This is a genomic window from Xylanibacter ruminicola 23 (assembly GCF_000025925.1).
GTDB classification, from domain to species: domain Bacteria; phylum Bacteroidota; class Bacteroidia; order Bacteroidales; family Bacteroidaceae; genus Prevotella; species Prevotella ruminicola.
Map to the genome: position 1 here is coordinate 3,112,613 of NC_014033.1, position 17,314 is coordinate 3,129,926.

Consider the following 17,314-nt stretch of genomic DNA (forward strand, 5'->3'; position numbering starts at 1 on the left):
AATGTAGAATTTCAAATAATAAGAGAGTTATGAAACCAAGAACGATTATCGGATTAGTTTTAGTTGTAGGCGGTTTGGTTAAGCTTGCCACCATCTGGGGACTTATTCATTGGGAGTGGTTTGAAACAATGTCTGAAGGGCCATGGTGCATGTATTTCAGCATCTTTGTTATTATGTGGGTAGGTGCGCATCTGATTGTAGATAGTTATCGTCGCGACCCAGACCAGTGGTTGCAGCGCCCTCTGCCCATCGGCGAGGATGGCAAGCGCATCTGCTGTTGCGTGCATTATGGTGGCGACGAGTATATTTTCCGTGGCGAGCCGTTCCATGGTGCCCGTCTCGATGCCTTCTGTGGTGGTCTCCGTATGGACTTGCGCGAGGCTGTGATTACCGAGGACGAGGAGATTGATATCCACACCTTCTGTGGTGGTGTCGAGCTCTTTGTGCCTGCTCACGTCAATGTTTTGGTAAAGAGTCGCAGCTTTATCGGAGGTGTAGGCAACTCAACCGTGCATGTGCCTGATAAGGATGCCCCTTGCCTGCACATTGTAGCCAGCAATTTCTTTGGTGGCGTTGATGTTAAGAATTAAGAAAACCAAGTTTTGTTAATATTAAGTTAGAATTAATTTTCTAATAAAAGCAACGTCCGTCGCGATGACGCATGTTGCTTTCATGGTAAGAACAAATATCGTTTAACTAATTATAGATTACGAAGTATGAAAAAAATGTTTTTTGCTGTAGCTATGGCCCTTGTTAGTTTGGCCAGCTCGGCACAGGATCTGAAAGCAAACATGGACCCGAGTGTTAAACCTGGCGACGACTTCTGGCTGTATGCCGTTGGTGGTTGGCTCAAGGCCAATCCGCTGGATAAGCAGCATGCCGAGAACGGTGCGTTTACCGACTTGGAGGAGCTGAACAACGATCGTATTAAGGAACTGATTATGAAGTACGCCGAGAAGCAAATGCCTCAGGGAACCGACGGGCAGAAGATAGGCGCTCTCTATCGCTTATATATGGATAGCGTAAGCCGCAATAAGATGGGCTACGAGCCAATTAAGCCCTACCTCAAGCAGGTACGCGAAGTAAAGACTCGCGAGGAGTTGCTTAAGCTGATGTGCGATTTCGACGCTAAGGGATTCAATACCGCTCCATTCGGTATCGGTCTGTCACTCAATCCATTCAACTCTTCCGAGTATATGATTGGTGGCGGTCATGGCGGTGCCTCGCTGCCACAGGAGTACTATGCTAACCCTAATGAGCAACAGAAGAAGACAGTTGAAGCCAAGAAGGCCCTGTTTAAGGATTTCTTCAAGATGGTAGGCTATAGCGAAAAAGAGGCTCAGAAAAAGATGGAGGCCGAGTGGGCCATCGAGCATGCCATCGGCATAAAGACCCTGAATCAGGTTGAAAGTCGTAACCCCATGGCTACTATCCACATCATGCCTTGGCAGCAGTTGTTGAACGATTTCAAGGGTATCGACTGGGAAGGTTATCGCGATGCCTTGGGCATGCCAAAGGATATCGATCAGGTAAACATCAGCCAGTTGGAGCCTTTGCACGAGGTTGAGAAGATTATGGCCAACACCAGTCTCGACGATCTCAAGTCGTATGTCGAGCTTCAGATTATTCGCTCTTACAGCGGTTTCCTGAGCGATGCTTTCGAGGATCGTGCTTTCGAGGCTCAAAAGGCCATCAGTGGTGTACAGGAGCAGCAGCCCCGTTGGAAGCGTGCTGTGGCTACCATCAGTGGTAGTCTGGGCGAAACTATTGGTAAACTGTATGTTCAGGAGTACTTTCCCGAGAGCAGTAAGCAGCGTGTGGTACGATTGGTAAAGGATTTGCAGCAGGCCTTCGAGGATCGTTTAAACGAGAATACCTGGATGAGCGATAGCACCAAGGCCAAGGCACTTGAGAAGCTGCATGCCATGCATATTAATGTAGGCTATCCCGATAAGTGGGAGGATATGGAGAAGTTTGTGGATATCCGTGAGAACGAGAATCTGGTCGAGAACTTCATCCGTATCACTCAGGAGGCCCGTGCTGCCATGTTCCGTAAGTACTGGCACCAGCCGGTTGATAAAACCCGCATGGTTTGCACACCTCAGACGGTTAACGCTTTTTATCATCCCCTCTTCAACAGCATCAACTTCCCTGCAGCCATCCTGCAACCACCATTCTTTGATGTAAATGCCGATTACGCCAGCAACTACGGTGCCATTGGTGTAGTAATGGGACACGAGATGACCCACGGATTTGACGATCAGGGTTGTCAGTTTGATAAGGATGGTAACCTGAAGAACTGGTGGACAGCTGACGATAAGACCAATTACGACCAGCGTACCAAGGTGATTGCCGACTGGTTTAGCGAGCAGGAGGCTGTGCCTGGTTTGAAGGTTAACGGACAGAAGACGCTTGGCGAGAACGTGAGCGATAACGGTGGTTTGAAGATTGCTTATCGTGCTTACGAGAACCGCATGAAGCAGGAGCCACTGAGCAATATCGAGGGCTTTACCCCTGCTCAGCGTTTCTATCTGGCCTATGCCCGTGTTTGGGCTTGCAACAGCACCCCTGAGTACACGGCCATGCTGGTTAATAGCGATGTGCACTCACCTGCCCGTATCCGTGTTATGGCTGCTCTGCCTATGATCGATACCTGGTACGATGCCTTCGGTATCAAGCAGGGCGACAAGATGTTTATCCCTAAGGAGAAACGTGCATTAGTATGGTAAAGAAATATGTTGCGGCAACTGCCCTGGCTCTTGTATGTACAACAAGCTGGGCGCAGGAGCCTCAGGACTCGATAGAATCTGTAGACAAGTATTTAAATCTGAAGGAGGTCGTCATTAAAGGCGGCCTCCCTCACACTCGCCTCAAGGGTAACGCTATGGTTACCCGTGTGGATGGTACGGCGCTGGCATCAGCAGGTACACTGGGCGACTTGCTGGTAAAAGTGCCAGGTATGACTGGTACCGACGAGGCACCTGAGGTTTTAGGTAAGGGTACACCTCTTATATATATAAACGGTCGCAAGATGCGCGACGACAGCGAACTGAAGCGCCTACGCAGCGAGGACATTCGCGATGTAGAGGTGATTAACAACCCAGGTGCCCAGTACGATGCGCAGATACGTGCCGTGGTGCGTATCAGAACCAAGAAGCTGAAGGGCGAGGGTCTGGGACTGAATGCGACACTCTCGAACGAACGCGACCTGCGTTACGATTTCGACCGTCCACAGGTAAAGCTGGGGGCCAACTACCGCAAGGATGGGGTAGATGTGTTCGGACAGGTATATTTCTACCATCAGGACTATCGCCAATACAGTACGATAGAGGATAAGACCATGACTGACGTGAAGACATTTTATCAGCATGGCCCTTACACCATGACGTGGAAGTACAACCAGCTGAACTATAGCGCTGGTGTGAACTGGCAGTTGAACGAGAACCACTCGATGGGTGCGCGAATAGACCTGACACACCGCCCCAAAAGCGGTACCAACCAGGTGATTTACGATGAGGATGTGATAGAGAATGATGTGAAGATAGACCATCTGTACTCGCACCAGACCAGCAAAGAAAGCAAACCTCTGGGTATACTCACCAATACCTATTACAATGGTAAGGTGGGTAAGTTAGGTATCGACTTTAACTTCGACTTTATGAAGGGCGGCACCGATACCAATCGCGAGAATGTGGAGCTGAGCCAGATACAGAACGACTATGTGCTCAGTAAGTCGGGTACCAACAGCCATCTGTATGCTGCCAAGCTGGTGCTGTCGTACCCTATCTGGAAGGGTTCGTTGGATGCAGGAACCGAGATGAGTTTTGTGAAACGTAATAACACCTACTGGATTGACAAGGCTACCATTGCCAATACCGATGCCGACATTAAGGAGAATAACATTGCGGCCTTTGCCGAGTATGGTTGCGACTTTGGTAAATGGGGACAGGCCAGTGCCGGTTTGCGCTACGAGCATACGCTGTTGGATTACGACGATGCCAGTAACAACGACTATCTGCACCGTTCGATGGACGAGTGGTTCCCCACAGCATCGTATGCAGTAACGTTAGGCAAGATTCAGGCGGGTCTCTCATACAGTTTGAAGACCGAGCGCCCCAGCTTTTTTGCCATGAACGATGCCGTAACCTACATCAGTCGCTACACCCTGCAGGCTGGAAACTCGCAGTTGAAGAACGAACGTATCCGCGACCTGACGCTGAATCTGGCCTGGAAGTGGATTAACCTCTCGGCCTCGTACGAGCACACCAATAACGCCATTATCCAGTGGACGGAAATCAATACCGCCCAGAAGGATGCCACACTTGTAAAGCATCGTAATCTGGATAAGCCCATCAAGACGCTGAGCGCCTATCTGTCGCTCACACCACATGTGGGCATCTGGTCGCTCAATGCTACGTTGGGTGTTGAGAAGCAGGATTTGTATCTGGATGTAGAGGGGCCGCACAACCACCAGTATCGTGTGTATTGCAACAAGCCCACTTACACCGTAAACGCCTTTAATACGTTTGCACTCAAACATGGCTGGCAGTTTGATGCCAACGTGATGTTCCATTCAAATGGTAACTCGTATATTTTCTACAACGACACCTACAGTCTGCGTTTGGGATTGATTGTACAGAAGAGTTTCCTGAAGGACCGCTCGCTCATTGCCCGTGTGGGTGTGCTCGACTGCTTGCAGCGCCATCATGTGAACGAGGTGTGCGATTTGGGTTACAACTGGTTCAAACAAACCAACCGTTACTCAACCCATAAGTTGGTAACAACGCTCATCTATCGCTTTAATGCCACCCGCAGTAAGTACAAGGGTACAGGTGCTGGTAGGGACGTACAGGCCCGTATGGGATCATAATAGGTCCTTGATGGCAGCCTTGATTTGTGCCATGTTACTGCGCGAAACAGGTATAGTATCATGACAATTCTTCATTACAAGCTGGGTGGTGCCAGTGTGCGAGATAATCTGCTCAACCTGTTGGAGATTGATTATAAAGGCACGATGGCAGCGCACCATCATAGGATAGGCGCTTAGTTGTTCCTCAATCTGTTTTAAGGTAGCGCGTAGCATATCGTTTTTAATTTTCCCATCAAACAGTTGGTAAACTTTTACATAGTTGCCAACTGCTTCTATATATACCAGGTTGGCAATGTCGAGCGATAACGTATCGCTGGTCGATCCCGTTAGCGTGATATGTGTAGGCGCAGGTTGCTCGGCTGTGGCAACGGGTGTTTCCTTACGCCCTTTTTGCAGGCTCTTTAACTGCTCGTTCAGCAGTTTCAGCTCCTCTTCCTGCTTAGCCAGCAGTTTTTTACGCTTGCCTGCCAATACCGACAGTCCGAATATAACGCTTATCAATGCTAAGGTGAGTGCCAGAAAGAAGATGAGTTGGCGCTGGCGCGAAACGGTTAGCATCAGCTCATGGTCGCGCAGATTATGCATCGACCACTCCTTGGCTTCGGCCACAGCTTCGCTCTTTTCGCGTTTATCGCGTTTATTGTTGGCATACTCGGCTATTTCGGTCATATCATATCGCCCTGTAGTGGCATAGTTCAGTACCATGCGGTGGGCTATCATGCAGAATCGGGTGGCATCGGTAGCTTTTTCTTCATCTACCATATCCATATACTGCCGGGCCTTCTGTTTGTCGCCCTTCAGCAGCCAGGCATGCGACAGCGAGAAGAGTGCGCCAATCTTGTTGTCTTCAAGAATCGTGGAATGCTGATAGTGATCTAATATATACTCTTGCAGCTGGATGCCTTTATCCAGCTGGCCCATGGCTACAAGCATATCAGCATAGTTACGCATCACATCATTCCAGATATAGATGGAGTCGGCGGCTGTATCCCTATAAGCTACGATACGTTCCATCGTGGCGATGGCTGCATCGTAGTTACCATGATAGAAATATTCGATAGCCAGACTGTTAAGCAACTTGGCCTGATTCTTATCGCCGCCATCCAGTTTCACCACCTCTTCGGTATAGCGTTTCAGTCCATCCAGATTACCTTCGAGCGATTCCATGCGGGCCAGGCTTCGGAGTTTTGAGATGGTGCCTTCGCGATCGTTAGCGCGTTTACTCTCTTCTACCGACAGGTGCATCATGTCCTTGGCCTTGGCAAAGCTGTCGCGCCACCAGTAGTACGACGATGCCAAAGCATGGGCCTTGCACAGCATGGCGCTATCCTTGTCCTGATAATATTCGGCAGCATAAAGCACCAACGAGTCTTCCGACAACGCTTGGTAGGTGCCAATGTGTGCCTGGGCCATAGCCATCCAGTAACGAGCCTTCCATTCGCCCTTCAGTCGGCTGGCATCTTCTACCTTATTTAGTACGCACAAGGCGCTGTCGGCGTGTTCTCCAACAAGTGTCTCTGCTTCGATAATAAACTGTTTGTCTGTTTTGCTGCATGCAGCCAGCAGTAACGTAATGAGTAGCCAATTAATTCGTTTCATGCCGCAAAAATAGTGTAATTCTGCGATTTGACCAAGCGATTCATCACAAAAGTACGCAGATTATCCCAAAATTTTGCTTATTCTTGCAACTATGCTTATCTTTGCAACGTCAAATGATAAAAACTGGAGAGTATGAATAAACTTAAATTATTGATGGCATTGACCATTGTGATGATGAGTGCTATGAACACAAAGGCTCAGAATCAACGAATGATGGACTTTCAAAATGAGTTCTCTAAGTATCAGACACAGTATCGTGACCAGATGCATAGTGGAAAGCACAAGGATGCGCTGGCCCCACTGGCAAGTTGTATCGCGATGCTCGACACCACCACGATTTTCAAAGTGGCCCCCATCCCCGAGGGAGCCATTCTGGAGCAGAAAGGACTGCTTTACTACGACCAGGCATGCTGCTATGCGATAGTGGGACAAAAGAAACAGGCGCTTGCGGCATTGGGGCAGTCTGTCGAGCTGGGCTATAAGGATTATAATAATATGGTGAACGACAACGACCTCGTCTCGCTGCGCAAGGACAAGAAATACCAGGCGCTACTGGCGCAGGTGAAAGACCGTCAGCCGCTGAATGTGCTGAAGAAGTCGGCCCCGTATGCAAAGGATGATGCGAAGGTAGAGTTCCGTTATCAACCCAAGAGATCGAACAATCTCTGCAAGGTTCGCGATTACTTTAAACTCGATTCTGTAGCAGGTCAGGGCGATGAACTGTCGAAGATTATCAATCTGCTGCACTTTGCCCACGACAACATCCGCCACGACGGCAGCAACCAGGCGTTTGCCGAGTTGGATGCCATCGACCTTTACAACTATTACAAGGCTACTGGCAAGGGGGTGAACTGCCGCCAGCTGGCCATATCGCTCTGCGAGATGTACCTGTCGATGGGCATTCCTGCCCGCTACGTGACCTGCATGCCTGCCGATTCGCTCGATTATGAGTGCCATGTGATTAACACGGTGTGGTCGAGCCAGTTGCAGAAATGGCTTTATATCGACCCCACGATGGATGCCTGGGTGACTGATGAGAACGGCACGCTGCTTAGCATCGCCGAAGTGCGCGAACGACTCATTAACGACCAGCCCTTGGTGCTTTGTGAAACAGCCAACTGGAACCATGAGTCGCAGCAGACAAAGGAATACTATTTGGAAACCTATATGGCGAAGAACCTGTACTACTTTGTGTGCAAGAAGCTTAACCGCTTTAATCCTGAGAGCGTCTATCGCGACAACGATCCTGAAGGTGACGTCAGACTTATACCAGTAGGCTTCGTTAACAACAATTGGAAGTGTGATACCACAACCGACCCAGAGGTATTCTGGGCAAAACCAGAATAAATAGTTACAATGGCGATAACAAGTGAGAGATTGAACCAGACTTTTAGTGAGGGCGGAGCTCAGGAGATATACCAAGAGATTAAGGCGAAAGGGGATTTTCTGGGCTTTGCCCAACGCTATGCCTTCGACACCGACTATCGTGTGGCGAGAACTGCTTTGTGGGGTCTGACCAAAGCTAAGGACGAAGAGTTGTCGGAATTGAAGGTGATATACAATGAGCTGATAGATCAGGCCATGCAGACGGAGAATTCGTCGGTGAGGCGGCTAACGCTGAACATCATCGAAAAGCTGAAAATGAACGAGGATGATTTGCGGACTGACTTCCTTGATTTCTGTTTCGAGCACATGGTCAGCATCGAAGAGTTTCCTGGCATCCAAACGCTCTGCATGAAACTCGCCTTTCGCATGTGCACCTTCTATCCAGAACTGATGGACGAGTTGAAACGTACCCTCGAAGCGATGGAGATAGATTATTATAAACCCGCCATAAAGTGTCTGCGTAAAAGGATTTTCTGTGGGCGATACAAATAAAATAGATTTTTGAGTACAAAAGAGAATATGAACATTCTGATTATAAATGGCAGTCCTCGGAAGAAGGGGCTGATTTCCCAGATGCTAGGCATCATGCAGGAGGAGGCTGAAACGCGAGGCGATACGGTGGAGATGGTCTATACCAACGACCTGACCGTGAAGCCTTGCAAAGGCTGTATGGCGTGTCGCACGAAGCAGAAATGCGTTCTCGCAGAAGATGATTCGCAGCGGGTGTTGAAGATGATGCAGCAGGCTGATGCGATCATCATGGGTGCACCTTGCTACTGGGGCAACATCCCTGGACAGATGAAACTGATGTTCGACCGTCAGGTGTATGGCATGATGCGTGATACTAATCGTTTTCCAGAACCGCTGATGAAAGGTAAGAAGGGTATCCTTATCAGCACCTGCACTACGCCATGGCCTTGGAACATTCTGTTCAAACAGTCGCGCGGAGCTATCCGTGCCATGCGTGAGATAGCCCGCTATGCAGGTTTCAAAATCGTAAGTACCATCGAGCGTGGCGGAACAGCCATGCATCCCGCGCTGACCGAGAAAGACAAACAAAAGTGCCGTAAGGCTATCAATAAGTTGTAAATAATTAAAATCAAAAATAACAATGATTATTAGATTAGAAGATACAAAAGACTATCGTGAGGTAGAGAACCTGACGCGTGAGGCATTCTGGAACGTATATCGTCCTGGATGCACAGAGCATTACGTGCTCAATCATTATAGAACCAATCCCGACTTTATATCAGAGCTGGATTTTGTGATGGAGGTAGATGGAAAGATCATCGGTCATGTGATGTTTTCGAAGGCCGAACTTGTGCTTGATGATGGCTGCAAGAAAGCTTCGTGGACATTCGGCCCCATCAGCATTCATCCTGCCTACAAGCGCAAGGGCTATGGTCAGAAGTTGCTGCAATATGCCTTGGATAAGGCTCGCGACATGGGTATCGGATTTATCTGTATGGAGGGTAACATCGAGTTTTACAAACATGCAGGCTTCGACCTTGCCAGCAAACTGAACATTCACTATCATGCCGAGCCGAAAGATGCCGAAGTGCCTTATTTCCTGGCTCAGGAACTAATTCCTGGTTGGCTTAAGAACAATGGTATCGCCGAGGCAACCTATTGCCCTCCCAAGGGCTATTTTGTAGCCGATGAAAACCCAGAGGCTTTCGAGGCTTATGAAGCCAGCTTCTCTCAGAAGGAGAAAGCATTCCAAGAGGGCCAACTGCCACAGTTCTGCCAGAGTTGCGGCATGCCATTGACGCGTATCGAGGATTGCGGTACAAACGAAAACGGCAGTACCAATTTTGATTATTGCCAGTATTGCTACAAGGATGGCAAGTTTGTGCAGGACTGCAACATGGACGAGATGATTGAGCATTGCACCCAGTTTATTGATGAGGTAAACAAGAACATGCCCAAGCCTATGACCAAAGAAGAGTATAAGCAGATGATGCAAGGTTTCTTCCCGATGCTAAAACGATGGAGAAAATGATGAGTTATGGCTTAGGTTATGCTAACCCCCATTCGTCACAAATCGATGCTGTTTATCCCAGAAATTTGTTGCTATCTGAAACAATGTGTACTTTTGCAGCGTCAATAATCAACATAAGAATATGAATAAAGAACAAAGATTTTGTCAGAGTTGCGGAATGCCACTCACAGAGGAAGTCCTCGGTACTAATGCCGATGGCAGTAAGAACGAAGATTACTGTATGTATTGCTACAAGGATGGAAAATTCTTGCAGGACTGCACGATGGAAGAGATGATTGAACATTGTGCACAGTTTGTTGGCGCAGTAAACGAGGGATTGGAGAAACCCATTACAAAAGAGGAATATATCGGTATGATGAAATCGTACTTTCCCCAGTTGAAGCGCTGGCGCCAAACGTTGGATGTTAGTAACGATGAAGTGATGAATGTTAACCCTGCTTTGGCAGGCGTTAAAGAACTTATTGCACAGATGGCCGACAAACAGCCCATCGCTTACATCTCATCGGTCGATCAGGACGGATTCCCTTGGACCAAGGCCATGTTGAAGCCACGCAAGCGTGAGGGTATCAAAACCTTCTACTTTACAACCAACACATTCTCAATACGTGTGGCTCAATACAAGGCCAATCCCAAGGCAAGCATCTATTTCTGCGATGCTAAAGGATTTAAGGGCATGATGCTCAGAGGTACAATGGAGGTGCTGACGGATGCAGCCTCGAAGGAGATGATCTGGCGCGATGGCGACACAGAGTACTATCCAGGCGGCGTCACCGATCCTAATTACTGCGTGTTGAAGTTCACTGCTACCGATGGCCGTTTCTACAGCGATTTCTATCCACGTAGTTTCGTAATTGAGTAAATGATGAACAACAAAGCATGAAGGTTGTTGAATTAAATATTGACTCTACGCCGGCGCTGATTATTGGCGAGAAGAGCGAGAAAGTGTTCCTGTTTGTGCATGGGTTGCATGGACGCAAGGAAGAGGCATTGGCCTTTGCAGAGGTGGCTGTGCCCAAAGGTTATCAAGTTCTGGGTATCGACCTGCCTGTAGAGCGCAAGCCTTGGGAGGTACTGCCTTTGCTGAATGAGATACGTGATTATCTATATGATAATTGGCAATCGGTATCTGTTCGTGCTAACAGTATAGGTTCGTGGTTTACGTTGTTGGCTTTCCAGAGCAAGAAAGTGGAGCAGGCATTGCTTGTTTCTCCAATTCTCGACATGAAGCGGTTTATTGAACTGATGCCACAGCGCGAGGACGACTATTACGAGTGGGTTGTTAATAATCCAATTACAAGTTGGGTTGCGCCCACATACATTCTTCGCCCAGAAGTGGATCTGATTGTCAACGAGGAAGTAGGTTACGACTTCATCAGTCAGCATCAGTGTCAGGTCACCATCATGCCTGATGGAGAACATTGGTTTCATACGCCAGAACAGCTTGCTTTCCTGAAAGCATGGGAAGAGAAAACGATAGAAAAACATTGTATAAAATGATGAAAGAAATATTGTACATATTGCTGGATAATTATGCCGAGCACGAGATCGGTTTTATGCCAGGTGCAGTGAGCACCAATGCCACAGGCTTTCGTAAGGAACCAAAGTATATTAACAAGATGGTAGCCCCAACGATGGAGCCTGTAAAATCGATTGGTGGTATGCGAACCCTGCCCGACTATTCGTTCGAAACCATGCCTGAAGATTATGCTGCCTTGGTACTGATAGGCGGTTTTGGTTGGATGAATTCCGAAGCTGAGCGTGTATTACCCATTGTTAAGGATGCGCTGAGCAAAGGTGTTGTTGTGGGAGCTATCTGTAATGCCGCTTCGTGGATGGCCAAACAGGGATTGCTGAACAACATCAAGCATACAGGAAATGGTATCAACCAACTGAAATTGTGGGGTGGCAACAACTATACCAACGAGACCGGTTATGTGAACGAGCAGGCTGTAACAGATGGTCGTATCGTTACAGCCAATGGTTCGGGATATCTTGAGTTTACACGCGAGTTGCTGAAACTGCTTGAGAACGATACGCCAGAAATGATTAATGGCTGGTACACGTTTATGAGCGACGGACTGGTAAAGTTGTACTCGCCACGTCCTCGATTCAAATTCAACACCGTTGGCCTTTTTACCAGTAATAATAAGGCTACTGTTGATTTCTATACAAAAGCTTTTGGTTTTACCACCGACTGGGATGGCATTCAGCCAAACGTGGAGATGATGTTGGGCGACATGCGTATCATTCTCTATCCTCGTAGTGATTTCGAACAGATGGTGTCTTACAAATTTCAATATCCTATGGGGCTCAACGGCACTGTAGAATTAGCATTCGATGTTCCTTCGTATGCCGATGTTGACAAGGAATATCAGCATGCACTCCGCCATGGAGCAATATCTGTTCTTCCTCCCACCACAGAGCCATGGGGCCAGCGCACATGCTATGTGGCCGACCCTGATGGAAACCTGATAGAGATTGGCTCGTTTACAATCGAGCAGAATAATCATTGATTAGAGATAATGAAGTCTATCCGTATTTTTGCGATGGCGCTTGCAACAATGGGTGTCATCCATATCGTAGCTACTTTTACTCCATTAATTAATGGTGGTTTGGAGTTGCTAAGTCCGGCCAAGCAGCAGGCTATAATTTATATGAGTCTAATGTGTGGCATGCTATTAATAGTGTGCGGCTTGCTTATAGCAATGCTACATAAGAAAGTAAAAGAACATCCGTTTCTACGTAGGCCATATATGTTGATATATGGTGCACTGAGCGTTGATGGCATAGCGGCTGTCGCTTTCATGCCTCATAACCCGTTTGCGTGGCTGGTGTTTATACTTATTTGCTGTTTGGCTATTTCCCAAAAAGCATGGGAAGAGAAAACGATAATATCAAATGAATAGAATTACAATGGAAACAAATCGTATCATATTGCGCCCTTGGCGCGAATCGGATGCGGAGACACTGTATAAATGGGCTTCTGATCCTGATGTGGGGCCTCGTGCAGGATGGCCACCTCATCAGAATGTGGAGGAGAGTCTGGAGATTATTCGCACTGTATTTAATGACGTGCTGCACACATGGGCTATCGTTCTAAAAGAGACTGACGAGCCTATTGGCGCTATGGGGTACGGCCCGTCGTGCGAGTGCGATCTGCCGGCCCGCGAGGGTGAACCGCTCATTGGTTATTGGGTGGCCAAGCCCTATTGGAATAAGGGCATCTGCACAGAGGCACTGCGCCTGATGTTAGACCACATCCGAGAATCGACGGACATCCAATCGCTCATTAGCGGCCACTTCGTAGATAATCCAGCTTCTGGTAGAGTAATGGAAAAGTGTGGTTTCGTTCCCACAGGCGAGATTTGCATAGACGAAAACCAGTATCAAGGTGAGAACAGGCCTATCAGAGTGTTGAGATTAGAATTGTCATCATTGCATGGTGCTACATAGATGCGCGCTCCTGTAACTCACGATTAGCGCTCCCTTTCGTCACAAATAACTGCGTTTTATCCCAGATATTTGGCTGTCTCAGCAATTATGCGTTCCTTTGCAGCGTCAAATCATATTAAATAAAATATAATAATGAAAGTATTAGTCATTAACGCATCAGCAAATAAGGAGCGCAGCACAACGCTTAAACTTACCAAAACATTTCTGGAAGGTCTCGAAGTAGAGGCTTCGGAAGTGGAGTTTGTAACAACCATTGGTCTTAATATCAATCCCTGCAGAGCTTGCTATGCCTGTTGGTTTAAGACATCAGGCGAGTGTGTGCAGAAGGACGATGCAACAGAAGTGATGGAGAAAATTCGCCAAGCCGACCTGGTTATCTGGTCGATACCTCTCTATGCCTATGGCGTACCCTCTCATTGTAAGGCACTGATGGATAGAACAGTATCGTTTAACTCGCCTTTGATGTATATCGATTCTGATGGCATTGCCCATCACTATGGTTATGAGGAAGGCACCAAGAAAACGGTACTGATTTCGACAGCAGGACTGCCTAACATGAGGGGAAACTTCGATGGACTTCTGTTTGCCATGCGCCACATGTATGGCAAGAATATCAGTTACATCTGTTGTGCTGAGGGTTCGCTCTTCATGAATCCCGATACCGAGATTTTTACTGCTCCTTACTTAAAAAAAGTAAAGCAAGCCGGTGCAGAGTACAAGGAAACAGAAAGAATCTCTGACGAGACACAGGCGTATCTTGATACACCGATGCTCCCTGCAGATGCATTCGTCAAGACCGTGAATGGCATTTTTGAAGGAATGCTGGCACGCTAACTAGTTTTGTAATTGAATAATTATGAAGAGGATGATTAAATCAAGAATTGATACAATAGAAATACAAAGCCGAACTTTAGGTAAGACTATGGTTGTTACGATTTATATGCCAACCAATTTTTGCGAGGGATTACCTGTTCTCTATTTTATGCACGGGCGTAGTGGCGACGAGTCTATTATTCATGCTTTGTATATACAAACCGTTGCAGACAGAATGATTGCAGATGGCAGGATGAAACCAATGCTAATTGTCTGCCCAAGGATGGAAGATGCGCTAGGATTAGGTGCTTTCGAAGATTATTTCTTTAACGAGGTGATGCCAATTGTAGAGAAACAATACAAAACGAGTGTACGTTGCATTGGAGGGGTTTCGGCTGGAGGCTTCATTGCCTTGAACTACGCTTTCCGCCATCCTTATTTATTTGAGCGAGTAGGCGGTCACATGCCTGCCATCGAAGACGTATTGGATGATGACGACCTGCATTATTTCGGAACCAGTGAGCAATGGAAAGCAAATAATCCGCTTTTTCTGGTTCAGAAGTGTACTTTGCCTTCAACTATGGAGATTTATCTTGACGCAGGAAGTGAGGACGAAGGTGGATTTTATCGAGGATGTGCGCAACTGGCAGAAAGATTGGCAGTCCGTGGCGTTCTGGTTCAGAATCATTTAAACGAAGGACATCATACCATTGATTATATCAAAGCTCATTTGGAGGAATATCTTATGTTTTATGCAAAATAAATAGACTATGAGTGATCTAATAGAAATATGATGAAAGACAGTATCAGTAAGGCCAACATGGACGATTTGCAGGAGATTCTCAATCTGCAATACCTTGCTTATCAGAGTGAGGCTGCCTTATTTGGCAACAAAGATATACCACCCTTAAAGCAAACACTAGATGAGGTGATTGAGGAATACCACAAAGGTATTATCCTGAAGATGGTGGATACAGATAATCTCATTATAGGTTCTATTCGTGCATGGGAGATGAAAGAAACCGTCTTTGTAGGAAAACTGATGGTTCATCCCGATTACAGACATCGTGGCTATGGCACGAAACTTCTGAGTGAGATAGAGAAGTATTGCCCTCAAAAGAGATATGAGCTGTTTACGAGCACCCGTAGCATTGACAACATCCGACTGTATCAGAAGATGGGCTATCAAGAGTTTGACCGTAGGCGCGTTGATGATCAATTAGAATTTGTATATATGGAGAAAATTGTATGATGAGAACATTAGACAATTAGATACGCCAGAGATGGGCACTTACGCTCGCTGGCAAAAAGGCATAACCAACCACATTCCCGTTTACCATTGCCACTATCCAGGGATATCATTGAGGATATCAGTAATCACGCCCTCACCGTAAATATAGGGTTCGTTTTTTAACGTAACTCATCACAAATATGTGTAATTTATCCCTAATGTTTGTTTGTCTCGGCAACAATTCGTAATTTTGTAGCGTCAAAACATTAAAAAGAAAGAAAATGCAAGATTTCATGACACCCCCGAAGCACGTAAACTGTCGTGCCAAAAAATCATCATTAGATATGACTCTTCGACCATTTCTGTCTGATGATGCAGCAACAATTCTGAGTTGGTGTAAGGATAAGCATGCCTTCCGACTTTGGAGTGCCGACAGGTATAAGGATTTTCCTGCCAAGCCTGAGGAGATGATGGCGCAATACAATGGCGACAACATATATCCACTGACGGCAGTAGTGGGTGATACGATTATCGGCCATATTCTGTTACGACGTCCTTCTGAGGATAAAAGCATCATCCGTTTCGGCTTTGTGATTGTAGATAATACGAAGCGAGGCTATGGATATGGTAAGCAGTTGTTACGACAGGCTATCGAATATGCAAGGGAGAAACTCGGCGCTAAGCAGATTACGCTCGGTGTGTTTTGCGAGAATATTTCTGCCGTAGAATGCTACAAATCGGTAGGCTTCCGCATCAAAGGCGACGGTTCCTATTTGATCGACGGTGATAAATGGAAAGAATTTGAAATGGAATTATAAAAGTAAAGACTATGTATCAATCTCGTCATCTGGCAAACACTCGAATCGATGTGGCTGATGCTCTGAGAGGCATCGCTGTAGCCGGCATTATCCTGTATCACTCGGTGGAACACTTTAATATCTTTACGCAGGAGCCGATAACCCATACGCTAGCGACTGACCAGATGGTGGCCGATGTACTGGCTTGGCTGCTGTCTGGCAAGATGTACGGTATCTTCGCCATGCTCTTCGGCTTGAGTTTCTTCATCATGAACGATAATCAGCAGCAGAAAGGCAATAATTTCTCTGGGCGCTTTGCTTGGCGCATGTGCCTGTTGTTCCTCTTCGGCATAGTCAATGTGGCTTTCTACGATGGCGACATCCTGATGCTTTATGCCTGTTATGGTCTGCTGCTCATCCCAATCAGTTATCTGCCGTCGAAGTGGGTGTGGTGTATAATTGCCTTATTAGCCATCCAGCCTGTAGAACTATTCTGCCTGCTGACTGGCACCACCATCGACCACAGCACCTTGTGGGAAGTGTACAGCAAGATCAACAGTGCCCATGAGCATGGTACATTCTGGGAGAATACCCTTACCAACCTGCGATATGGATTTGAGGTGAATTTCCGCTTCAATATCTTCAGCGGGCGACTGACCCAGCTGCTGTGCCTGTTTATTTTAGGTATGCAGTTGGGCCGCCAGCGTATGTTTTATAACGAAGGGCGTAATTTGCAGATATGGCATCAACTGTTATGGCGATCGGCGTTGGTGGTAGTTGTGCTGAGTATTGTGGATTTTAGCGAGATAGCCTCGTGGCTTAACCCGATCTACAATCTGATGATATTGATGATGATTGTGTCGGCCATCGTTTCGGCATGGTATGCTTCTGAGGGCGTGCGCAAGGTGTTGCATCATTTGTGTATTTTCGGACGTATGAGTCTTACCAACTATCTGCTCCAGTCCATCATCGGCTGTGCTATCTTCTGCGGCTATGGCCTGGCTTGCTATCGCCATTTAGGTGTTACCTATGCTGTGATGGTTGGATGTGGCATGGTTGTTTGTCAGTATCTCTTTGCCAGATATTGGTTCTCCAATCATCCTCGCGGTCCGTTAGAGGGGCTTTGGAGAAAACTGACATGGATGAGGTTGTGACTGCTGACG

At 47.1% G+C, this 17,314-nt stretch carries 18 protein-coding genes and 3 pseudogenes; 20 read left to right on the forward strand and 1 reads right to left on the reverse strand.

Annotated features, from left to right (window positions below; all coding sequences use genetic code 11):
- Positions 1-29 precede the first annotated feature (29 nt).
- From PRU_RS13200 to PRU_RS13210, 3 genes are all read left to right on the forward strand, one after another.
- Positions 30-590: a LiaF domain-containing protein gene (locus PRU_RS13200; protein ID WP_013065255.1), complete on the forward strand. Its 561-nt coding sequence runs from the start codon at positions 30-32 to the stop codon at positions 588-590.
- A 126-nt stretch (positions 591-716) separates the two neighbouring features.
- The gene (locus tag PRU_RS13205) at positions 717-2,729 is read left to right on the forward strand and encodes a M13 family metallopeptidase (RefSeq protein WP_041386276.1); all 2,013 of its coding nucleotides are present in this window, start codon (positions 717-719) and stop codon (positions 2,727-2,729) included.
- On the forward strand, positions 2,723-4,870 hold the full coding sequence (locus PRU_RS13210) for an outer membrane beta-barrel family protein (RefSeq protein WP_013063378.1): 2,148 nt from the start codon (positions 2,723-2,725) through the stop codon (positions 4,868-4,870). Before PRU_RS13205 ends, PRU_RS13210 begins: the two co-directional genes overlap by 7 nt.
- Here the strand turns inward: PRU_RS13210 and PRU_RS13215 are convergent.
- A complete protein-coding gene (locus tag PRU_RS13215; RefSeq protein ID WP_041386278.1) occupies positions 4,865-6,469 on the reverse strand; it encodes a LytTR family DNA-binding domain-containing protein in 1,605 nt (534 codons plus the stop codon). The two genes, PRU_RS13210 and PRU_RS13215, sit on opposite strands and share 6 nt — an antisense overlap.
- 132 nt (positions 6,470-6,601) lie before the next feature.
- On the opposite strand from PRU_RS13215, the gene PRU_RS13220 reads away from it, so the two are divergent.
- The 17 genes and pseudogenes from PRU_RS13220 (at position 6,602) to PRU_RS13285 (ending at position 17,305) form a co-directional block, all read left to right on the forward strand.
- The gene (locus tag PRU_RS13220; RefSeq protein WP_013063313.1) at positions 6,602-7,816 is read left to right on the forward strand and encodes a transglutaminase-like domain-containing protein; all 1,215 of its coding nucleotides are present in this window, start codon (positions 6,602-6,604) and stop codon (positions 7,814-7,816) included.
- A gap of 9 nt (positions 7,817-7,825) precedes the next feature.
- Positions 7,826-8,347, forward strand: coding sequence for a hypothetical protein (locus tag PRU_RS13225; RefSeq protein ID WP_013065429.1), 522 nt, complete (start codon positions 7,826-7,828; stop codon positions 8,345-8,347).
- 27 nt (positions 8,348-8,374) lie between these two features.
- A complete protein-coding gene (locus PRU_RS13230) occupies positions 8,375-8,944 on the forward strand; it encodes a flavodoxin family protein (protein WP_013063986.1) in 570 nt (189 codons plus the stop codon).
- 22 nt (positions 8,945-8,966) lie between these two features.
- Positions 8,967-9,353 (forward strand): annotated as a pseudogene (locus tag PRU_RS16345) (GNAT family N-acetyltransferase); the annotation flags it as partial.
- Between the two features lie 234 nt (positions 9,354-9,587).
- Positions 9,588-9,857, forward strand: coding sequence for a zinc ribbon domain-containing protein (locus tag PRU_RS16350; RefSeq protein ID WP_224083058.1), 270 nt, complete (start codon positions 9,588-9,590; stop codon positions 9,855-9,857).
- Between the two features lie 157 nt (positions 9,858-10,014).
- Positions 10,015-10,188 (forward strand): annotated as a pseudogene (locus tag PRU_RS16355) (zinc ribbon domain-containing protein); the annotation flags it as partial.
- A 90-nt stretch (positions 10,189-10,278) separates the two neighbouring features.
- Positions 10,279-10,716 carry a pyridoxamine 5'-phosphate oxidase family protein gene (locus PRU_RS16360; RefSeq protein WP_036908274.1) on the forward strand — a complete coding sequence of 146 codons (438 nt, stop codon included), beginning with the start codon at positions 10,279-10,281 and terminating at the stop codon, positions 10,714-10,716.
- A 17-nt stretch (positions 10,717-10,733) separates the two neighbouring features.
- The gene (locus PRU_RS13245; protein ID WP_013065217.1) at positions 10,734-11,354 is read left to right on the forward strand and encodes an alpha/beta hydrolase; all 621 of its coding nucleotides are present in this window, start codon (positions 10,734-10,736) and stop codon (positions 11,352-11,354) included.
- Positions 11,351-11,962 (forward strand): annotated as a pseudogene (locus tag PRU_RS16365) (DJ-1/PfpI family protein); the annotation flags it as partial. The gene PRU_RS13245 and the pseudogene PRU_RS16365, both read left to right, overlap by 4 nt.
- Complete coding sequence (locus tag PRU_RS16370) at positions 11,945-12,370, forward strand: VOC family protein (RefSeq protein ID WP_224083059.1); 426 nt, start codon at positions 11,945-11,947, stop codon at positions 12,368-12,370. The pseudogene PRU_RS16365 and the gene PRU_RS16370, both read left to right, overlap by 18 nt.
- A gap of 9 nt (positions 12,371-12,379) precedes the next feature.
- The gene (locus tag PRU_RS13255; RefSeq protein WP_041386281.1) at positions 12,380-12,763 is read left to right on the forward strand and encodes a hypothetical protein; all 384 of its coding nucleotides are present in this window, start codon (positions 12,380-12,382) and stop codon (positions 12,761-12,763) included.
- The gene (locus tag PRU_RS13260; RefSeq protein ID WP_224082990.1) at positions 12,756-13,310 is read left to right on the forward strand and encodes a GNAT family N-acetyltransferase; all 555 of its coding nucleotides are present in this window, start codon (positions 12,756-12,758) and stop codon (positions 13,308-13,310) included. Before PRU_RS13255 ends, PRU_RS13260 begins: the two co-directional genes overlap by 8 nt.
- 132 nt (positions 13,311-13,442) lie before the next feature.
- Positions 13,443-14,144: a flavodoxin family protein gene (locus PRU_RS13265; protein WP_013063243.1), complete on the forward strand. Its 702-nt coding sequence runs from the start codon at positions 13,443-13,445 to the stop codon at positions 14,142-14,144.
- A gap of 22 nt (positions 14,145-14,166) precedes the next feature.
- Positions 14,167-14,886, forward strand: coding sequence for an alpha/beta hydrolase (locus PRU_RS13270; protein ID WP_049769174.1), 720 nt, complete (start codon positions 14,167-14,169; stop codon positions 14,884-14,886).
- 27 nt (positions 14,887-14,913) lie between these two features.
- Complete coding sequence (locus PRU_RS13275) at positions 14,914-15,375, forward strand: GNAT family N-acetyltransferase (protein ID WP_218140788.1); 462 nt, start codon at positions 14,914-14,916, stop codon at positions 15,373-15,375.
- 260 nt (positions 15,376-15,635) lie between these two features.
- Positions 15,636-16,172: a GNAT family N-acetyltransferase gene (locus PRU_RS13280; protein WP_080517210.1), complete on the forward strand. Its 537-nt coding sequence runs from the start codon at positions 15,636-15,638 to the stop codon at positions 16,170-16,172.
- Positions 16,173-16,183: 11 nt separating this feature from the next.
- Positions 16,184-17,305, forward strand: coding sequence for a DUF418 domain-containing protein (locus PRU_RS13285; protein WP_013063645.1), 1,122 nt, complete (start codon positions 16,184-16,186; stop codon positions 17,303-17,305).
- Positions 17,306-17,314: the final 9 nt, after the last annotated feature.